Source organism: Enterobacter sp. B79-1 (assembly GCF_057444735.1).
Window position 1 is genome coordinate 89,085 of sequence record NZ_JBYAZJ010000009.1, and the last position, 16,313, is coordinate 105,397.

Genomic DNA, 16,313 nt, shown 5'->3' on the forward strand with positions numbered 1-16,313 from the left:
GTAAAGTGTTAGACTATTTCATCATTTTTTTAGCTTACATGTATATAGCGCCGCGAGGAGTGTAGTCGCAGATGGCAAAACAAAAAAAACGTGGCTTCTTTTCCTGGCTGGGCTTCGGTGAAAAAGAGCAAGAAACAGAACAGAAAACCGAAGAACAACAGGTAGTTGAAGAGCCGTCGCAGCCTGAAACGCCTGTAGAAACCGCCGCGGTTGTCGAAGCGGAAGAAACGGCGCACAGCAAAGAAGAGATTGAATCCTTTGCTGAAGAGGTGGTTGAGGTCACTGAACAGGTTCAGGAAAGCGAGAAGCCAGAGCCGGCTGTCGTCGAAGACATTACCCACGCGCCGCAGGCCGTTATTGAGCACGAAGAGCTGCCGCTGCCGGAAGAGGTAAAAGCCGAAGAGGTTTCTGCCGAAGAGTGGCAGGCCGAAGCGGAAACCGTTGAAATTGTTGAAGCGGTGGAAGAAGAAGCGGCGCTCGAGCCAGAACTGACCGACGAAGAGCTGGAAGCCCAGGCGCTGGCGGCGGAAGCCGCAGAAGAAGCGGTCATCGTTGTGCCGGTAGAAGAGCAAGCCGAAGAAGAGATCGTTCAGGAGCAGGAAAAACCGACCAAAGAAGGTTTCTTCGCGCGCCTGAAGCGTAGCCTGCTCAAAACCAAAGAAAACTTAGGTTCCGGATTTATCAGTCTGTTCCGCGGCAAGAAGATCGACGACGATCTCTTTGAGGAGCTGGAAGAACAGCTGCTGATTGCGGACGTCGGCGTGGAAACCACCCGTAAGATCATCGCCAACCTGACCGAAGGGGCGAGCCGCAAACAGCTGCGTGATGCCGAAGCGCTGTATGGCCTGCTGAAAGACGAGATGGGCGAAATTCTCGCAAAAGTTGACGAACCGCTTAATATTGAAGGCAAAACGCCATTTGTTATTCTGATGGTGGGCGTGAACGGCGTAGGTAAAACCACCACCATCGGCAAGCTGGCGCGTCAGTTCGAGCAGCAGGGCAAATCGGTGATGCTGGCGGCGGGCGATACCTTCCGTGCAGCGGCGGTTGAGCAGCTGCAGGTCTGGGGCCAGCGCAACAACATTCCGGTGATTGCCCAGCATACCGGCGCGGATTCCGCATCCGTGATCTTCGACGCCATCCAGGCGGCGAAGGCGCGTAACGTGGACGTGCTGATTGCCGATACCGCAGGGCGTTTGCAGAACAAATCGCACCTGATGGAAGAGTTGAAGAAAATCGTCCGCGTCATGAAGAAGCTGGACGAAGACGCACCGCATGAAATTATGCTGACCATTGACGCCAGCACCGGACAGAACGCCATCAGTCAGGCGAAGCTGTTCCATGAAGCGGTAGGACTGACGGGGATCGCGCTGACCAAGCTGGACGGCACCGCCAAAGGCGGGGTGATCTTCTCCGTGGCCGACCAGTTCGGTATTCCTATCCGTTACATCGGTGTGGGCGAGCGTATTGAGGATTTGCGTCCGTTTAAGGCGGACGACTTTATTGAGGCATTATTTGCCCGAGAGGACTAACAATGATTCGCTTTGAACACGTCAGCAAGGCCTATCTCGGTGGGAGACAAGCGCTGCAGGGGGTAACGTTCCATCTGCAGCCAGGCGAGATGGCATTCCTGACCGGCCATTCCGGCGCGGGGAAAAGTACCCTGCTCAAGCTTATCTGTGGGATCGAACGGCCCAGCGCCGGGAAAATCTTTTTCAGCGGCCACGAAATTAGCCGCCTGAAAAACCGCGAAGTGCCGTTCCTGCGTCGTCAGATCGGCATGATTTTCCAGGATCACCACCTGCTGATGGATCGCACCGTTTTTGATAACGTCGCTATCCCGCTGATTATTGCCGGTGCCAGCTATGACGATATCCGCCGTCGCGTCTCTGCGGCGCTGGATAAGGTCGGGCTGCTGGACAAAGCGAAGAACTTCCCGATCCAGCTGTCCGGCGGTGAGCAGCAGCGCGTGGGCATCGCCCGTGCGGTGGTGAATAAGCCTGCCGTACTGCTGGCGGATGAACCAACCGGTAACCTGGACGATGCCCTGTCCGAAGGGATTTTGCGTCTGTTTGAGGAATTCAACCGCGTAGGGGTCACGGTATTGATGGCGACGCACGACATTGGGCTCATTTCCCGTCGTTCGTACCGCATGCTGACCCTGAGCGACGGGCATTTGCACGGAGGCCACGGTGAACAAGCGTGATGCAATGAACCAGATTCGGCAGTTCGGAAACCGGTTTGACCGTTTCCGTAAGCCGCAGGGCGGCGGTGACGGCAATCGTAATACGCCAAAGCGCCAGAAAGCGGCGCCAAAACCGGCTTCCCGCAAGACCAACGTGTTCAACGAGCAGGTGCGTTATGCCTTCCAGGGGGCATTGCAGGATCTGAAAAGCAAGCCGCTGGCGACGTTCCTGACGGTGATGGTGATCGCCATCTCCCTGACGCTGCCAAGCGTCTGCTACATGGTCTATAAGAACGTTAACCAGGCAGCGTCGCAGTATTATCCGTCGCCGCAGATCACCGTTTATCTGGATAAAGCGCTCGACGATAACGCGGCGGCGCAGGTGGTCGGGCAAATCCAGGCCGAACAGGGCGTGGAGAAGGTTAACTATCTCTCGCGCGATGAAGCGCTGGGCGAGTTCCGCAACTGGTCAGGCTTTGGCGGCGCGCTGGATATGCTGGAAGAGAACCCGCTGCCCGCCGTGGCGGTGGTGATCCCGAAACTCGATTTCCAGGGTACCGATTCGCTTAACACCCTGCGCGACCGCATCACCCGTATCAACGGGATTGATGAAGTGCGCATGGACGACAGCTGGTTCGCCCGTCTTGCTGCCCTGACCGGGCTGGTGGGGCGCGTGTCGGCGATGATAGGCGTGCTGATGGTGGCGGCGGTGTTCCTCGTCATCGGTAACAGCGTGCGTCTGAGCATCTTCGCCCGCCGCGATACCATCAACGTGCAGAAACTGATTGGCGCAACGGATGGTTTCATCCTCCGTCCGTTCCTCTACGGCGGCGCGCTGCTCGGTTTTTCCGGCGCATTTCTTTCACTGATATTGTCAGAAATTTTGGTGATGCGGCTTTCGTCTGCCGTGACTGAAGTGGCGCAGGTTTTCGGAACCAAGTTTGATATCAGTGGCTTAGGGTTCGATGAGTGCCTGCTGTTGCTGCTGGTGTGCTCCATGATCGGCTGGGTAGCCGCATGGCTGGCGACGGTTCAACATTTACGCCACTTTACTCCCGACTAATAAAAGCGTGATATAATCTTTCCCTGCACCGAGATGTTCGCTCTGCAGGGAAAGCGTCCCTGTTGTCTCTTCCCCTGTTATCATCTTCATGTCACATTTTGTGCGTAATTTATTCACTGTTGCACCTGGAACTTGTGGATAAAATCACGGTCTGATAAAAGTGTGAATGCTAATCTCGCTGCTCAAACGCTTTGGCATGGTTGTTGCCTGATGGGGACAGCCTGGACCAGAAGAAACATTGAGAGGAATGAATGACCAAAGAAATGCAAACTTTAGCTTTAGCCCCTGTTGGTAACCTGGAATCTTACATCCGGGCTGCGAACACCTGGCCGATGTTAACGGCCGAGGAAGAAAAGGAGCTTGCTGAAAAGCTGCATTACCAGGGCGATCTGGAAGCAGCTAAGACGCTGATCCTGTCTCACCTGCGCTTTGTTGTTCACGTTGCTCGTAACTACTCGGGCTACGGCCTGCCGCAGGCGGACTTGATTCAGGAAGGTAACATCGGCCTGATGAAGGCTGTACGTCGCTTCAACCCGGAAGTGGGTGTGCGACTGGTCTCCTTCGCCGTGCACTGGATCAAAGCAGAAATTCACGAATACGTCCTGCGTAACTGGCGTATTGTGAAGGTCGCCACGACAAAAGCGCAGCGCAAACTGTTCTTCAATCTGCGTAAAACCAAGCAGCGTCTGGGCTGGTTTAACCAGGATGAAGTCGAAATGGTGGCGCGCGAGCTGGGCGTATCCAGCAAAGACGTCCGTGAGATGGAATCCCGCATGGCCGCGCAGGACATGACCTTTGACATGTCCTCCGACGACGACGCCTCTGACAGCCAGCCGATGGCCCCGGTCCTGTACCTGCAGGATAAAACCTCTAACTTTGCCGACGGCATTGAAGAGGACAACTGGGAAGACCAGGCGGCGAACAAGCTGACCTTCGCGATGGAAGGCCTCGACGAGCGTAGCCAGGATATCATCCGCGCCCGCTGGCTGGACGAGGACAACAAGTCCACGCTGCAGGAGCTGGCCGACCGCTACGGCGTTTCCGCGGAACGTGTCCGTCAGCTTGAAAAGAACGCCATGAAAAAACTTCGCGCTGCTATCGAAGCGTAATCTAAGCGAAGTACACCGATAACCCCTGGATGCGAGTCCGGGGGTTTTGTTTTTTTAGCGCCCGCTCTGGCGAATTCCCTCCCCCTGGCAAACACTTACTGATGCGCTAAGCAGGCGACTTTCTCAGGGGGACAGGGTGAAAAATAACGAACTTAACGACCGGCGTTTACAGGCGACGCCGCGCGGCATCGGCGTGATGTGTAACTTCTATGCCGATAAAGCTGAAAACGCCACGGTGTGGGACGTGGAAGGCAATGAGTACATCGACTTCGCCGCCGGGATCGCGGTGCTGAATACCGGCCATCGCCATCCAAAAGTCATTGCCGCCATCGAAAAACAACTCCACGCCTTCACCCACACGGCCTACCAGATTGTGCCGTATGAGGGCTATGTGGCGCTTGCCGAACGCATCAACCAGCGCGTGCCGATTGACGGTCCCGCCAAGACCGCCTTCTTCTCGACGGGCGCAGAAGCGGTTGAAAACGCGGTCAAAATTGCCCGCGCGTACACCAAACGCCCCGGTCTTATCACCTTTGGCGGCGCCTTCCATGGCCGCACCTTTATGACCATGGCGCTGACCGGCAAGGTCGCACCCTACAAGCTGGGCTTCGGCCCGTTCCCCGGCTCGGTGTACCACGCACAGTTCCCTAACGATCTGCACGGCATCAGCACGGCGGAAGCGTTAAAAAGCCTGGAGCGCATTTTCAAAGCGGATATCGCGCCAGACCAGGTGGCGGCCATTATCCTCGAACCGGTTCAGGGTGAGGGCGGGTTTAATGTCGCGCCCGCCGATTTTATGCAGGCGCTGCGTGCCCTGTGCGATACCCACGGGATTTTGCTGATTGCCGACGAAGTCCAGACCGGCTTCGCCCGCACCGGCAAGCTGTTCTCGATGGAAAACCACTGCGTGAAGCCGGACCTTATCACCATGGCGAAAAGCCTGGCGGGCGGGATGCCGCTTTCGGCGGTCTCTGGTCGGGCGGAGGTGATGGACGCCCCCGCGCCCGGCGGGCTGGGCGGCACCTACGCGGGTAACCCGCTGGCGATTGCCGCGGCCCATGCGGTGCTGGACGTGATTGACGAAGAAGATCTCTGCACCCGCGCGGCCCACCTTGGCCACCATCTGGTAGAGGTGCTAAATAAAGCGAAGGATGGCTGCCCGTATATTGCCGACATTCGTGCGCAAGGCTCTATGGTGGCGGTGGAGTTCAACGATCCGCAATCCGGGCAACCCTCGCCGGAATTCACCCGACAGGTGCAAGAACGCGCGTTGAACGAAGGGCTGCTGCTCCTGAGCTGCGGCGTGTACGGCAACGTGATTCGCTTCCTCTATCCGCTCACGATCCCCGAAGCGCAGTTCCGACAGGCGCTGGATATTATTTCCGCCTCGCTGACACGATAAAGCCAAATGCCCGGCGCAAAACGGTGCCGGCGTAGCATAGATACATTTCAAATTAGCTATTCCAAAATCATAAAAATCGGGTATGTTTTAGCAGAGTATGCTGAAAAAGCGCGAACAGCACACCTATAACTGACATAAAGCGCTGCACAACAACATCACAACAATCGTAATAACCATAATAATGGGGAATCTCAGGATGAACATGAAGGGTAAAGCGTTACTGGCAGGATGTATCGCGTTGGCATTCAGCACCATGGCACAGGCAGATATCAAAGTTGCTGTGGTTGGCGCGATGTCCGGTCCGGTAGCTCAGTACGGCGACCAGGAATTTACGGGCGCAGAACAGGCGGTTGCAGACATTAATGCTAAGGGCGGCATCAAGGGCGAAAAACTGCAGATCGTAAAATATGATGATGCCTGTGACCCGAAACAAGCGGTCGCGGTGGCGAACAAAGTGGTGAACGACGGGATCAAATACGTTATCGGTCACCTGTGCTCCTCCTCTACGCAGCCCGCGTCTGACATCTACGAAGACGAAGGCATTCTGATGATCACCCCGGCTGCAACCGCGCCGGAGCTGACCTCGCGCGGCTACAAGCTGACCCTGCGCACCACCGGCCTGGACTCTGACCAGGGCCCAACCGCAGCGAAATACATCGTTGAAAAAGTGAAGCCGAAGCGCATCGCTATCGTTCACGACAAGCAGCAGTACGGTGAAGGTCTGGCGCGTTCCGTCCAGGACAACCTGAAGAAAGCCAATGCTGACGTGGTGTTCTTCGACGGTATTACCGCCGGTGAGAAAGACTTCTCCACGCTGGTGGCGCGTCTGAAGAAAGAGAATATTGATTTCGTTTACTACGGTGGCTACCACCCGGAAATGGGCCAGATCCTGCGCCAGGCGCGCGCTGCCGGTCTGAAAACCCAGTTCATGGGGCCGGAAGGCGTGGCAAACGTCTCTCTGTCTAACATCGCGGGTGAATCAGCCGAAGGCCTGCTGGTGACCAAGCCGAAGAACTACGACCAGGTCCCTGCGAACAAACCAATCGTAGATGCGATCAAGGCGAAGAAACAGGATCCAAGCGGCGCGTTCGTCTGGACCACCTACGCGGCGCTGCAATCGCTGCAGGCGGGCCTGAACCAGTCAGCCGATCCGGCTGAGATTGCCACCTGGCTGAAAGCGAACTCCGTGGAAACCGTCATGGGGCCGCTGTCATGGGATGAGAAGGGCGATCTGAAGGGCTTCGAGTTCGGCGTGTTTGACTGGCATGCTAACGGGACTGCTACTGACGCAAAATAAAAGCAAAAGGCAACGTAAGTTGCCTTTTTTATGTTTTCTCCCTCTCCCTGTGGGAGAGGGCCGGGGTGAGGGCACCAGGCCGCACAGCCCCTCTTTTGCCCGGTGGCGCTTCGCTTACCGGGCCTACAATGAGCACCTCGTAGGCCGGGTAAGGCGCAGCCGCCACCCGGCTTTCTTTTAGCGCTTCTCCCACCCGTTCGCCTGCGCCGTAAACCCTAACGCCTGCATAAACGCCGCCATCACGCTGCGGTCTTCCACGCCCACGTCGGCCATCCACCAGGAGGTCACGCTCGGGTTTTCACGAATGACTTCTTCAATTAAATACTGTCCGACCCCGCGACGGCGGGTGACGTCGCGAACGCGCAGGGAATCCAGCGCCCCTTCCGTGCCGCTCAGCGTCACGCGAACGGCGGCCAGCAGACGCTCGTTAAAGCGCGCGGCATAGATACGGTGATTGTCGTCGACGGCCAGCGACGAAGGGGAATATTCCGGCCAGATCTTGCCCAGGTCGATATGATCCTGGTCGCTAAAGGTCACCAGACGCACGATAGTCAGTTTCATTAGCTACTTGTCCAAATCAGATTGAGTAGGGCCAGTGTACTCAATTTATTTGCTCGGGTGCTTTCTCTTTTTATTCCCATTTACCAGGTGATTAGTTTTTTGGCAACGCATTGCGCAGTTCGAAAACACATGGATCGAAAATTAAGCAGAATTTTAACCTGACAGGCAGTGATTTATTCGGCGCTTTGTACCGTTATTTTATGCTGCAAACTGCACTTTTATTTGTTTATCTCTGCCTGATTTCAGAATATTATCTTTGCTTAATCGCCTGAAAAATAGAGATATTAGTCTGGTTTTTGATAAAAAACCGCGCTAAACCATTAAAGACACTGGTAAAAATAGCGTTGTTCATTAAAAGTACAGAATGCTTTTTAACCATAATAAAACAAAATATATACACGACATCACGAATGGGGATTCAGAGATGAAAAGGAACGCGAAAGCAATAATCGCGGGAATGGTCGCACTGGCAATTTCGCAGGCGGCTATGGCGGACGACATAAAAGTGGCTGTGGTCGGCGCGATGTCCGGTCCTGTTGCCCAGTGGGGTGATATGGAGTTCAACGGCGCGCGCCAGGCCATTAAAGACATCAACGCCAAAGGCGGCATCAAAGGCGACAAGCTGGTGGGCGTAGAATATGACGACGCCTGCGATCCAAAACAGGCCGTCGCGGTCGCCAACAAAATCGTCAACGACGGTATCCAGTACGTCATCGGCCACCTGTGCTCATCGTCCACGCAGCCCGCATCTGATATTTACGAAGACGAAGGCATTCTGATGATCACCCCGGGCGCAACTAACCCGGAGCTGACCCAGCGCGGCTACCAGCACATTATGCGTACCGCCGGCCTGGACTCCTCCCAGGGGCCCACCGCCGCGAAATACATCCTCGACACCGTTAAGCCAACGCGTATTGCCATCATTCATGACAAACAGCAGTACGGCGAAGGCCTGGCACGCTCCGTGCAGGACGGCCTGAAAAAAGGCGGCGCGAACATCGTCTTCTTCGACGGCATTACCGCCGGTGAGAAAGACTTCTCCGCGCTGATCGCCCGTCTGCAAAAAGAGAATATCGACTTCGTTTACTACGGCGGCTACTACCCGGAAATGGGCCAGATGCTGCGCCAGGCGCGCGCCACCGGCCTGAAAACCCAGTTTATGGGGCCAGAGGGCGTGGGCAACGCCTCCCTGTCGAATATCGCGGGGGATTCTGCCGAAGGCATGCTGGTGACGATGCCAAAACGCTATGACCAGGATCCGGCCAACAAGGCTATCGTAGAGGCGCTCAAGGCGCAGAAGAAAGATCCGAGCGGTCCGTACGTCTGGATCACCTACGCGGCCGTGCAGTCTCTGGCGACCGCGCTGGAGCGTACCGGCAGCAAAGAGCCGCTGGATCTGGTGAAAGATTTAAAAGCACACGGGGCGAACACCGTGATTGGGCCGCTGAACTGGGATGAGAAAGGCGATCTGAAGGGATTTGAATTTGGTGTCTTTAAGTGGCACGCCGACGGTTCGTCCTCGGCCGCCAAATAACTATCCCACCGCCCGGCTCGCCGGGCGGGTATAAAAAGGTTTGCATATGTCCGAGCAGTTTCTCTATTTCCTGCAGCAGATGTTTAACGGCGTTACGCTGGGAAGCACCTACGCGCTGATCGCCATCGGCTACACGATGGTTTACGGCATTATCGGCATGATCAACTTCGCCCACGGCGAGGTGTACATGATCGGTAGCTACGTCTCCTTTATGATCATTGCCGCCCTGATGATGATGGGCATCGACAGCAGCTGGCTGCTGGTCGCCGCCGGGTTTGTCGGCGCGATTGTGATTGCCAGCGCCTACGGCTGGAGCATCGAACGCGTGGCTTACCGGCCCGTGCGCAGTTCAAAACGCCTGATTGCGCTGATTTCCGCCATCGGAATGTCCATCTTCCTGCAAAACTACGTCAGCCTTACCGAAGGCTCGCGCGACGTGGCGCTGCCAAGCCTGTTTAACGGCCAGTGGATTGTGGGGGCCAGCGAAAACTTCTCTGCCTCTATCACCACCATGCAGCTGGTTATCTGGGTTGTAACCTTCCTGGCAATGCTGGCTCTGACTATTTTCATCCGTTACTCCCGCATGGGACGCGCCTGCCGCGCCTGCGCGGAAGACCTGAAGATGGCGAGCCTGCTCGGCATCAACACCGACCGCGTGATTGCCCTGACCTTCGTGATTGGCGCAGCGATGGCGGCGGTGGCGGGCGTCCTGCTCGGCCAGTTCTACGGCGTGATCAACCCGTACATCGGCTTTATGGCCGGGATGAAAGCCTTCACCGCCGCGGTACTGGGCGGTATCGGCAGTATTCCGGGCGCGATGATCGGCGGCCTGATCCTGGGCGTGGCAGAGGCGCTCTCCTCGGCGTACCTGAGCACAGAATATAAAGACGTGGTGTCGTTTGCCCTGCTGATTCTGGTTCTGCTGGTGATGCCTACCGGTATTCTGGGCCGTCCGGAGGTAGAGAAAGTATGAAACCGATGCATTTTGCAATGGCGCTGCTTTCTGCCGCCATGTTCTTCGTGCTGGCGGGCGTCTTTATGGGCGTCCAGTTAGAGCTGGACGGCACTAAGCTGGTGGTCGACACCGCCGCTGATATTCGCTGGCAGTGGGTGTTTATCGGCACGGCCGTAGTGTTCCTGTTCCAGCTGCTGCGCCCGGTCTTCCAGAAGACGCTGAAAAACGTCTCCGGGCCGAAGTTCGTGCTGCCCGCTATCGACGGTACGACCGTGAAGCAGAAGCTGTTCCTCGTGGCGCTGCTGGTCGCTGCCGTGGCATGGCCGTTTGTGGTATCGCGCGGGACCGTGGATATCGCCACCCTGACCATGATCTACGTGATTCTGGGTCTCGGTCTGAACGTGGTGGTGGGGCTCTCCGGCCTGCTGGTGCTGGGCTACGGCGGCTTCTACGCCATCGGTGCCTACACCTTCGCGCTGCTGAACCACTATTACGGCCTCGGCTTCTGGACCTGCCTGCCGCTGGCGGGGCTGGTCTCTGCCGCCGCGGGCTTCCTGCTCGGCTTCCCGGTGCTGCGCCTGCGCGGTGACTACCTGGCGATTGTGACCCTGGGCTTCGGCGAAATCGTCCGTATCCTGCTGCTCAACAATACCGAAGTGACCGGCGGCCCGAACGGCATCAGCCAGATCCCGAAACCGACCTTCTTCGGCCTGGAGTTCAGCCGTACCGCCCGCGAAGGCGGCTGGGATACCTTCAGCAACTTCTTTGGCATCAAGTACGATCCGTCCGACCGCGTGATCTGGCTCTATCTGGTGGCGCTGCTGCTGGTGGTGATTACCCTGTTCGTGATCAACCGTCTGCTGCGCATGCCGCTGGGCCGCGCGTGGGAAGCGCTGCGCGAAGATGAAATCGCCTGCCGCTCGCTGGGCCTGAACCCAACCCGCATCAAGCTGACCGCGTTCACCATCAGCGCCGCGTTTGCCGGTTTCGCCGGAACGCTGTTTGCCGCACGTCAGGGCTTCGTTAGCCCGGAATCCTTCACCTTTGCCGAATCGGCCTTCGTGCTGGCGATTGTGGTACTCGGCGGGATGGGCTCGCAGTTTGCCGTTATCCTCGCGGCCATCCTGCTGGTGGTCTCGCGCGAGCTGATGCGCGACTTTAACGAATACAGCATGCTGATGCTGGGTGGTTTGATGGTGCTGATGATGATCTGGCGTCCGCAGGGTCTGCTGCCGATGACCCGTCCACAGCTGAAGCTGAAGAACGGGCAAGCGAAAGGAGAGCAGGCATGAGCCAGCCATTATTATCCGTTAACGGTCTGATGATGCGTTTTGGCGGCCTGCTGGCGGTCAACAACGTGAATCTGGATCTGCACAAGAAAGAGATTGTCTCCCTGATTGGCCCGAACGGCGCGGGGAAAACCACGGTCTTCAACTGCCTGACCGGCTTCTACAAGCCGACGGGAGGCACCATCATGCTGCGCGACCAGCACCTGGAAGGTCTGCCGGGCCAGCAGATTGCCCGCATGGGCGTGGTGCGTACCTTCCAGCACGTGCGTCTGTTCCGCGAGATGACGGTAATTGAGAACCTGCTGGTGGCACAGCATCAGCAGCTGAAAACCGGGCTCTTCTCCGGCCTGCTGAAAACCCCGGCCTTCCGACGCGCACAGGATGAAGCGCTTGACCGCGCGGCCACTTGGCTTGACCGAATTGGCCTGCTGCAGCACGCCAACCGTCAGGCGAGCAACCTGGCCTACGGCGATCAGCGTCGCCTGGAGATTGTGCGCTGCATGGTGACGCAGCCGGAAATCCTGATGCTCGACGAACCGGCGGCAGGCCTCAACCCGAAAGAGACCAAAGAGCTGGACGAGCTGATTGCCGAGCTGCGCGATCATCACGACACCACCATTCTGCTGATTGAGCATGACATGAAGCTGGTGATGGGCATTTCGGACCGTATCTACGTGGTAAACCAGGGCACGCCGCTGGCGAACGGCACGCCGGAAGAGATCCGCAACAACCCGGACGTGATCCGCGCATACCTTGGTGAGGCATAAGATGGAAAAAGCGATGTTAACGTTCGACAAGGTCAACGCGCACTACGGCAAGATCCAGGCGCTGCACGACGTCAGCCTGCACATCAATCAGGGCGAAATCGTCACCCTGATCGGGGCCAACGGCGCGGGTAAAACCACGCTGCTCGGCACCCTGTGCGGCGACCCGCGCGCCACCAGCGGGCGGATTGTGTTCGATGGCAAAGACATTACCGACTGGCAGACCGCCAAAATAATGCGTGAAGCGGTGGCGATTGTCCCGGAAGGGCGTCGCGTGTTTTCCCGCATGACGGTGGAAGAGAACCTGGCGATGGGCGGCTTCTTTGCTCACCGCGATGAATACCAGACCCGCATCAAGTGGGTGTACGAACTCTTCCCACGCCTGTGGGAGCGCCGCATCCAGCGTGCGGGCACCATGTCCGGCGGCGAGCAGCAGATGCTGGCGATTGGCCGCGCGCTGATGAGCCAGCCGCGTCTGCTGCTGCTGGATGAACCGTCGCTCGGTCTGGCGCCGATCATCATTCAGCAGATCTTCGACACCATTGAGCAGCTGCGCAAAGAGGGGATGACCATCTTCCTCGTCGAGCAGAACGCCAACCAGGCGCTGAAGCTCGCCGACCGTGGCTACGTGCTGGAGAACGGTCGCGTGGTGCTGGAGGATACCGGCGACGCGCTGCTGGCAAACGAGGCGGTGCGGAGCGCGTACCTCGGAGGCTAAGCCGTCTGTATTGCCCGGTGGCGCTTACGCTTACCGGGCCTACGTGTTTTTCTCCCTCTCCCTGTGGGAGAGGGCCGGGGTGAGGGCACCAGACCGCACCCAACCACACACCCACCCCTTCACACAACCATCATCCCTCTGACGCCTGGCTGTCACTTATCTGTAAACAAACAGTTATTTTTCTGTAATTCGAGCATGTCATGTTACCTCGCGAGCATAAAACGCGTGATATCGCGCATCCGGCACAATAAGAGAGATGACAATGACATCGTTACGACACACAGCTTTGGGTCTGGCACTGGGTCTGGCTTTTGCGACGAACGCAATGGCTGTGACCACCATTCCGTTCTGGCATTCCATGGAAGGGGAGTTGGGTAAAGAGGTTGACTCCCTGGCGCAGCGTTTCAATGACACCCACCCGGATTACAAAATTGTGCCGGTGTACAAAGGCAACTACGAGCAGAGCCTGAGCGCGGGCATTGCCGCCTTCCGTACCGGCAACGCGCCGGCGCTGTTACAGGTTTATGAAGTGGGTACCGCCACCATGATGGCCTCCAAAGCCATCAAGCCGGTGTATGAAGTGTTCAAAGACGCAGGCATCAACTTCGATGAATCACAGTTTGTACCGACCGTTTCCGGTTACTACACCGATTCCAAAACGGGCCATCTCCTGTCCCAGCCGTTTAACAGCTCCACGCCGGTGCTGTATTACAACAAAGACGCCTTCAAAAAAGCTGGCTTAGACCCGGAGCAGCCGCCAAAAACCTGGCAGGATCTGGCGGCGTACACCGCGAAGCTGAAAGCGGCGGGGATGAAGTGCGGCTACGCCAGCGGCTGGCAGGGCTGGATCCAGATTGAAAACTTCAGCGCCTGGCACGGCCTGCCGGTTGCGACCAAAAACAACGGCTTCGACGGCACCGACGCGGTGCTGGAGTTCAACAAGCCGGAGCAGGTGAAGCACATCGCGCTGCTTGCTGATCTGAACAAGAAGGGCGACTTCAGCTACTTCGGACGTAAAGACGAATCCACCGAGAAGTTCTACAACGGCGATTGCGCCATTACCACCGCCTCGTCCGGCTCGCTGGCGGATATCCGTCACTACGCCAAATTTAACTACGGCGTGGGCATGATGCCGTACGACGCCGACGTGAAGGGCGCGCCGCAGAACGCCATCATCGGCGGGGCGAGCCTGTGGGTGATGCAGGGCAAAGACAACGGCACCTACAAAGGTGTAGCCGAGTTCCTCGACTTCCTGGCGAAGCCTGAAAATGCTGCCGAGTGGCACCAGAAGACCGGCTACCTGCCGATCACCAAAGCTGCGTACGACCTGACCCGCGAGCAGGGCTTCTACAGCAAAAACCCAGGGGCGGACATTGCGACGCGTCAGATGCTGAACAAGCCGCCGTTGCCGTTCACCAAGGGCCTGCGTCTGGGCAACATGCCGCAGATCCGTACCATCGTGGATGAAGAGCTGGAAAGCGTGTGGACCGGGAAGAAAACGCCACAGCAGGCGCTGGACTCTGCGGTAGAGCGCGGGAATCAGCTGCTGCGCCGCTTTGAGCAGTCCACCAAATCGTAATTCAAACCTGCCCCTCACCCTAACCCTCTCCCCATAGGGGAGAGGGGACTGCGCGGAGCCGTCTTTTCTCCCTCGCCCCTTTGGGGAGAGGGCCGGGGTGAGGGGGGAATACCTACAGAGCAAACCTATGTCATCATCCCGTCCGGTGTTCCGTTCCCGCTGGCTGCCGTACCTGCTGGTCGCGCCGCAGCTGGTCATCACCGTTATTTTCTTTATCTGGCCTGCGGGCGAAGCGCTGTGGTACTCGGTACAAAGCGTCGATCCGTTCGGGCTTTCCAGCCAGTTTGTCGGGCTGGACAACTTCACCGCGCTGTTCCATGACAGCTACTACCTGGATTCCTTCTGGACGACGATCAAGTTCAGCGCCCTGGTGACCGTCAGCGGCCTTCTGGCATCGCTGTTCTTCGCCGCGCTGGTGGACTACGTGGTGCGCGGCAGCCGTATTTATCAAACGCTGATGCTGCTGCCTTACGCCGTGGCTCCCGCCGTCGCCGCCGTGCTGTGGATCTTCCTGTTTAACCCGGGACGCGGGTTGATTACCCATTTCCTGGCCGAACTGGGCTACGACTGGAACCATGCCCAGAACAGCGGCCAGGCGATGTTCCTGGTGGTATTCGCCTCGGTGTGGAAGCAGATCAGCTACAACTTCCTGTTCTTCTTTGCCGCGCTGCAGTCCATTCCCCGTTCGCTGGTGGAAGCCGCCGCGATTGACGGCGCAGGGCCGATTCGTCGCTTCTTCAGGCTGTCGCTGCCGCTGATCGCCCCGGTGAGTTTCTTCCTGCTGGTAGTTAACCTCGTGTACGCCTTCTTCGACACCTTCCCGGTGATCGACGCGGCGACCGCAGGCGGACCGGTGCAGGCGACAACGACGCTGATCTACAAGATCTACCGCGAAGGTTTTGCGGGGTTGGATCTCTCCGCTTCTGCCGCGCAGTCGGTGGTGCTGATGTTCCTCGTCATCATCCTCACGGTGGTGCAGTTCCGCTATGTCGAAAGTAAGGTGCGCTACCAATGATTGAGAACCGTCGCGGGCTGACGATTTTCAGCCATACCATGCTGATTTTAGGGATTATCGTCATCCTCTTCCCGCTGTACGTGGCGTTTGTCGCCGCCACGCTGGACACCAAAGCGGTGTTCGACACGCCGATGACGCTGATCCCAGGTACACATCTTTTCGAGAACATGAAGACCATCTGGACCCAGGGCGTGGGCACCAACAGCGCGCCGTTCTGGCTGATGATGCTCAACAGCTTCATCATGGCGTTTGGCATCACCGTCGGCAAAATTACGGTGTCGATGCTCTCGGCCTTCGCCATCGTCTGGTTCCGCTTTCCGCTGCGTAACCTCTTCTTCTGGATGATCTTCATTACCCTGATGCTGCCGGTGGAGGTGCGTATCTTCCCGACGGTGGAGGTGATCGCCAACCTGAAAATGCTCGACAGCTACGCGGGCTTGACCCTGCCGCTGATGGCCTCGGCGACCGCGACCTTCCTGTTCCGCCAGTTCTTTATGACCCTGCCGGACGAGCTGATTGAAGCGGCGCGCATCGACGGCGCGTCGCCGATGCGCTTTTTCCGCGACATCGTGCTGCCGCTGTCGAAAACCAACCTCGCGGCGCTGTTTGTGATCACCTTTATCTACGGCTGGAACCAGTACCTGTGGCCGCTACTGATTATTCAGGACGTCAACCTCGGCACCGCCGTGGCGGGCATCAAAGGCATGATTGCCACCGGTGAAGGCACCACTCTCTGGAACCAGGTGATGGCGGCGATGCTGCTCACCCTTATCCCACCCGTAGTCATTGTTTTAGCCATGCAGCGTGCGTTTGTCCGCGGCCTGGTCGATAGCGAGAAATAA

Annotated in this window: 15 protein-coding genes; 14 read left to right on the plus strand and 1 reads right to left on the minus strand. The window is 57.6% G+C overall.

Annotated elements, in window-relative coordinates; genetic code table 11:
* Positions 1 to 71: 71 nt before the first annotated feature.
* The 6 genes from ftsY (at position 72) to livJ (ending at position 7,056) form a co-directional block, all read left to right on the plus strand.
* Positions 72 to 1,532 carry a signal recognition particle-docking protein FtsY gene (gene ftsY / locus AC2T6E_RS20270; protein WP_214595000.1) on the plus strand — a complete coding sequence of 487 codons (1,461 nt, stop codon included), beginning with the start codon at positions 72 to 74 and terminating at the stop codon, positions 1,530 to 1,532.
* Positions 1,533 to 1,534: 2 nt separating this feature from the next.
* A complete protein-coding gene (gene ftsE / locus AC2T6E_RS20275; protein ID WP_008500091.1) occupies positions 1,535 to 2,206 on the plus strand; it encodes a cell division ATP-binding protein FtsE in 672 nt (223 codons plus the stop codon).
* Positions 2,193 to 3,248 (plus strand): permease-like cell division protein FtsX, encoded by a 1,056-nt coding sequence (gene ftsX / locus AC2T6E_RS20280; protein WP_108417694.1) that lies wholly within the window; start codon positions 2,193 to 2,195, stop codon positions 3,246 to 3,248. The genes ftsE and ftsX overlap by 14 nt, the downstream gene beginning before the upstream one ends.
* A 251-nt stretch (positions 3,249 to 3,499) precedes the next feature.
* The gene (gene rpoH / locus AC2T6E_RS20285) at positions 3,500 to 4,357 is read left to right on the plus strand and encodes an RNA polymerase sigma factor RpoH (RefSeq protein WP_010436497.1); all 858 of its coding nucleotides are present in this window, start codon (positions 3,500 to 3,502) and stop codon (positions 4,355 to 4,357) included.
* A gap of 136 nt (positions 4,358 to 4,493) precedes the next feature.
* On the plus strand, positions 4,494 to 5,759 hold the full coding sequence (locus tag AC2T6E_RS20290; protein WP_042713697.1) for a 4-aminobutyrate--2-oxoglutarate transaminase: 1,266 nt from the start codon (positions 4,494 to 4,496) through the stop codon (positions 5,757 to 5,759).
* A gap of 196 nt (positions 5,760 to 5,955) precedes the next feature.
* Entirely contained in the window at positions 5,956 to 7,056 is a 1,101-nt protein-coding gene (gene livJ / locus AC2T6E_RS20295) for a branched chain amino acid ABC transporter substrate-binding protein LivJ (protein ID WP_139157911.1), read from the plus strand.
* Positions 7,057 to 7,233: 177 nt separating this feature from the next.
* On the opposite strand, the gene panM is transcribed toward livJ, so the two are convergent.
* Positions 7,234 to 7,617, minus strand: a complete 384-nt coding sequence (gene panM, locus AC2T6E_RS20300) for an aspartate 1-decarboxylase autocleavage activator PanM (RefSeq protein WP_126816080.1) — start codon at positions 7,615 to 7,617, stop codon at positions 7,234 to 7,236.
* A 424-nt stretch (positions 7,618 to 8,041) separates the two neighbouring features.
* On the opposite strand from panM, the gene livK reads away from it, so the two are divergent.
* The 8 genes from livK (at position 8,042) to ugpE (ending at position 16,313) form a co-directional block, all read left to right on the plus strand.
* Positions 8,042 to 9,151, plus strand: coding sequence for a high-affinity branched-chain amino acid ABC transporter substrate-binding protein LivK (gene livK, locus AC2T6E_RS20305; protein ID WP_010436489.1), 1,110 nt, complete (start codon positions 8,042 to 8,044; stop codon positions 9,149 to 9,151).
* A 46-nt stretch (positions 9,152 to 9,197) separates the two neighbouring features.
* Positions 9,198 to 10,124, plus strand: a complete 927-nt coding sequence (gene livH, locus AC2T6E_RS20310; RefSeq protein WP_010436488.1) for a high-affinity branched-chain amino acid ABC transporter permease LivH — start codon at positions 9,198 to 9,200, stop codon at positions 10,122 to 10,124.
* A complete protein-coding gene (gene livM / locus AC2T6E_RS20315; RefSeq protein WP_010436486.1) occupies positions 10,121 to 11,398 on the plus strand; it encodes a branched chain amino acid ABC transporter permease LivM in 1,278 nt (425 codons plus the stop codon). The genes livH and livM overlap by 4 nt, the downstream gene beginning before the upstream one ends.
* Entirely contained in the window at positions 11,395 to 12,162 is a 768-nt protein-coding gene (gene livG, locus AC2T6E_RS20320; RefSeq protein ID WP_008500101.1) for a high-affinity branched-chain amino acid ABC transporter ATP-binding protein LivG, read from the plus strand. The genes livM and livG overlap by 4 nt, the downstream gene beginning before the upstream one ends.
* Position 12,163: 1 nt before the next feature.
* On the plus strand, positions 12,164 to 12,877 hold the full coding sequence (livF, locus tag AC2T6E_RS20325; protein WP_006812273.1) for a high-affinity branched-chain amino acid ABC transporter ATP-binding protein LivF: 714 nt from the start codon (positions 12,164 to 12,166) through the stop codon (positions 12,875 to 12,877).
* A 262-nt stretch (positions 12,878 to 13,139) separates the two neighbouring features.
* Positions 13,140 to 14,456, plus strand: coding sequence for a sn-glycerol-3-phosphate ABC transporter substrate-binding protein UgpB (gene ugpB, locus AC2T6E_RS20330; RefSeq protein ID WP_126816079.1), 1,317 nt, complete (start codon positions 13,140 to 13,142; stop codon positions 14,454 to 14,456).
* 127 nt (positions 14,457 to 14,583) lie between these two features.
* A complete protein-coding gene (gene ugpA, locus AC2T6E_RS20335; RefSeq protein ID WP_100167338.1) occupies positions 14,584 to 15,471 on the plus strand; it encodes a sn-glycerol-3-phosphate ABC transporter permease UgpA in 888 nt (295 codons plus the stop codon).
* Entirely contained in the window at positions 15,468 to 16,313 is an 846-nt protein-coding gene (gene ugpE, locus AC2T6E_RS20340) for a sn-glycerol-3-phosphate ABC transporter permease UgpE (protein WP_486693037.1), read from the plus strand. The genes ugpA and ugpE overlap by 4 nt, the downstream gene beginning before the upstream one ends.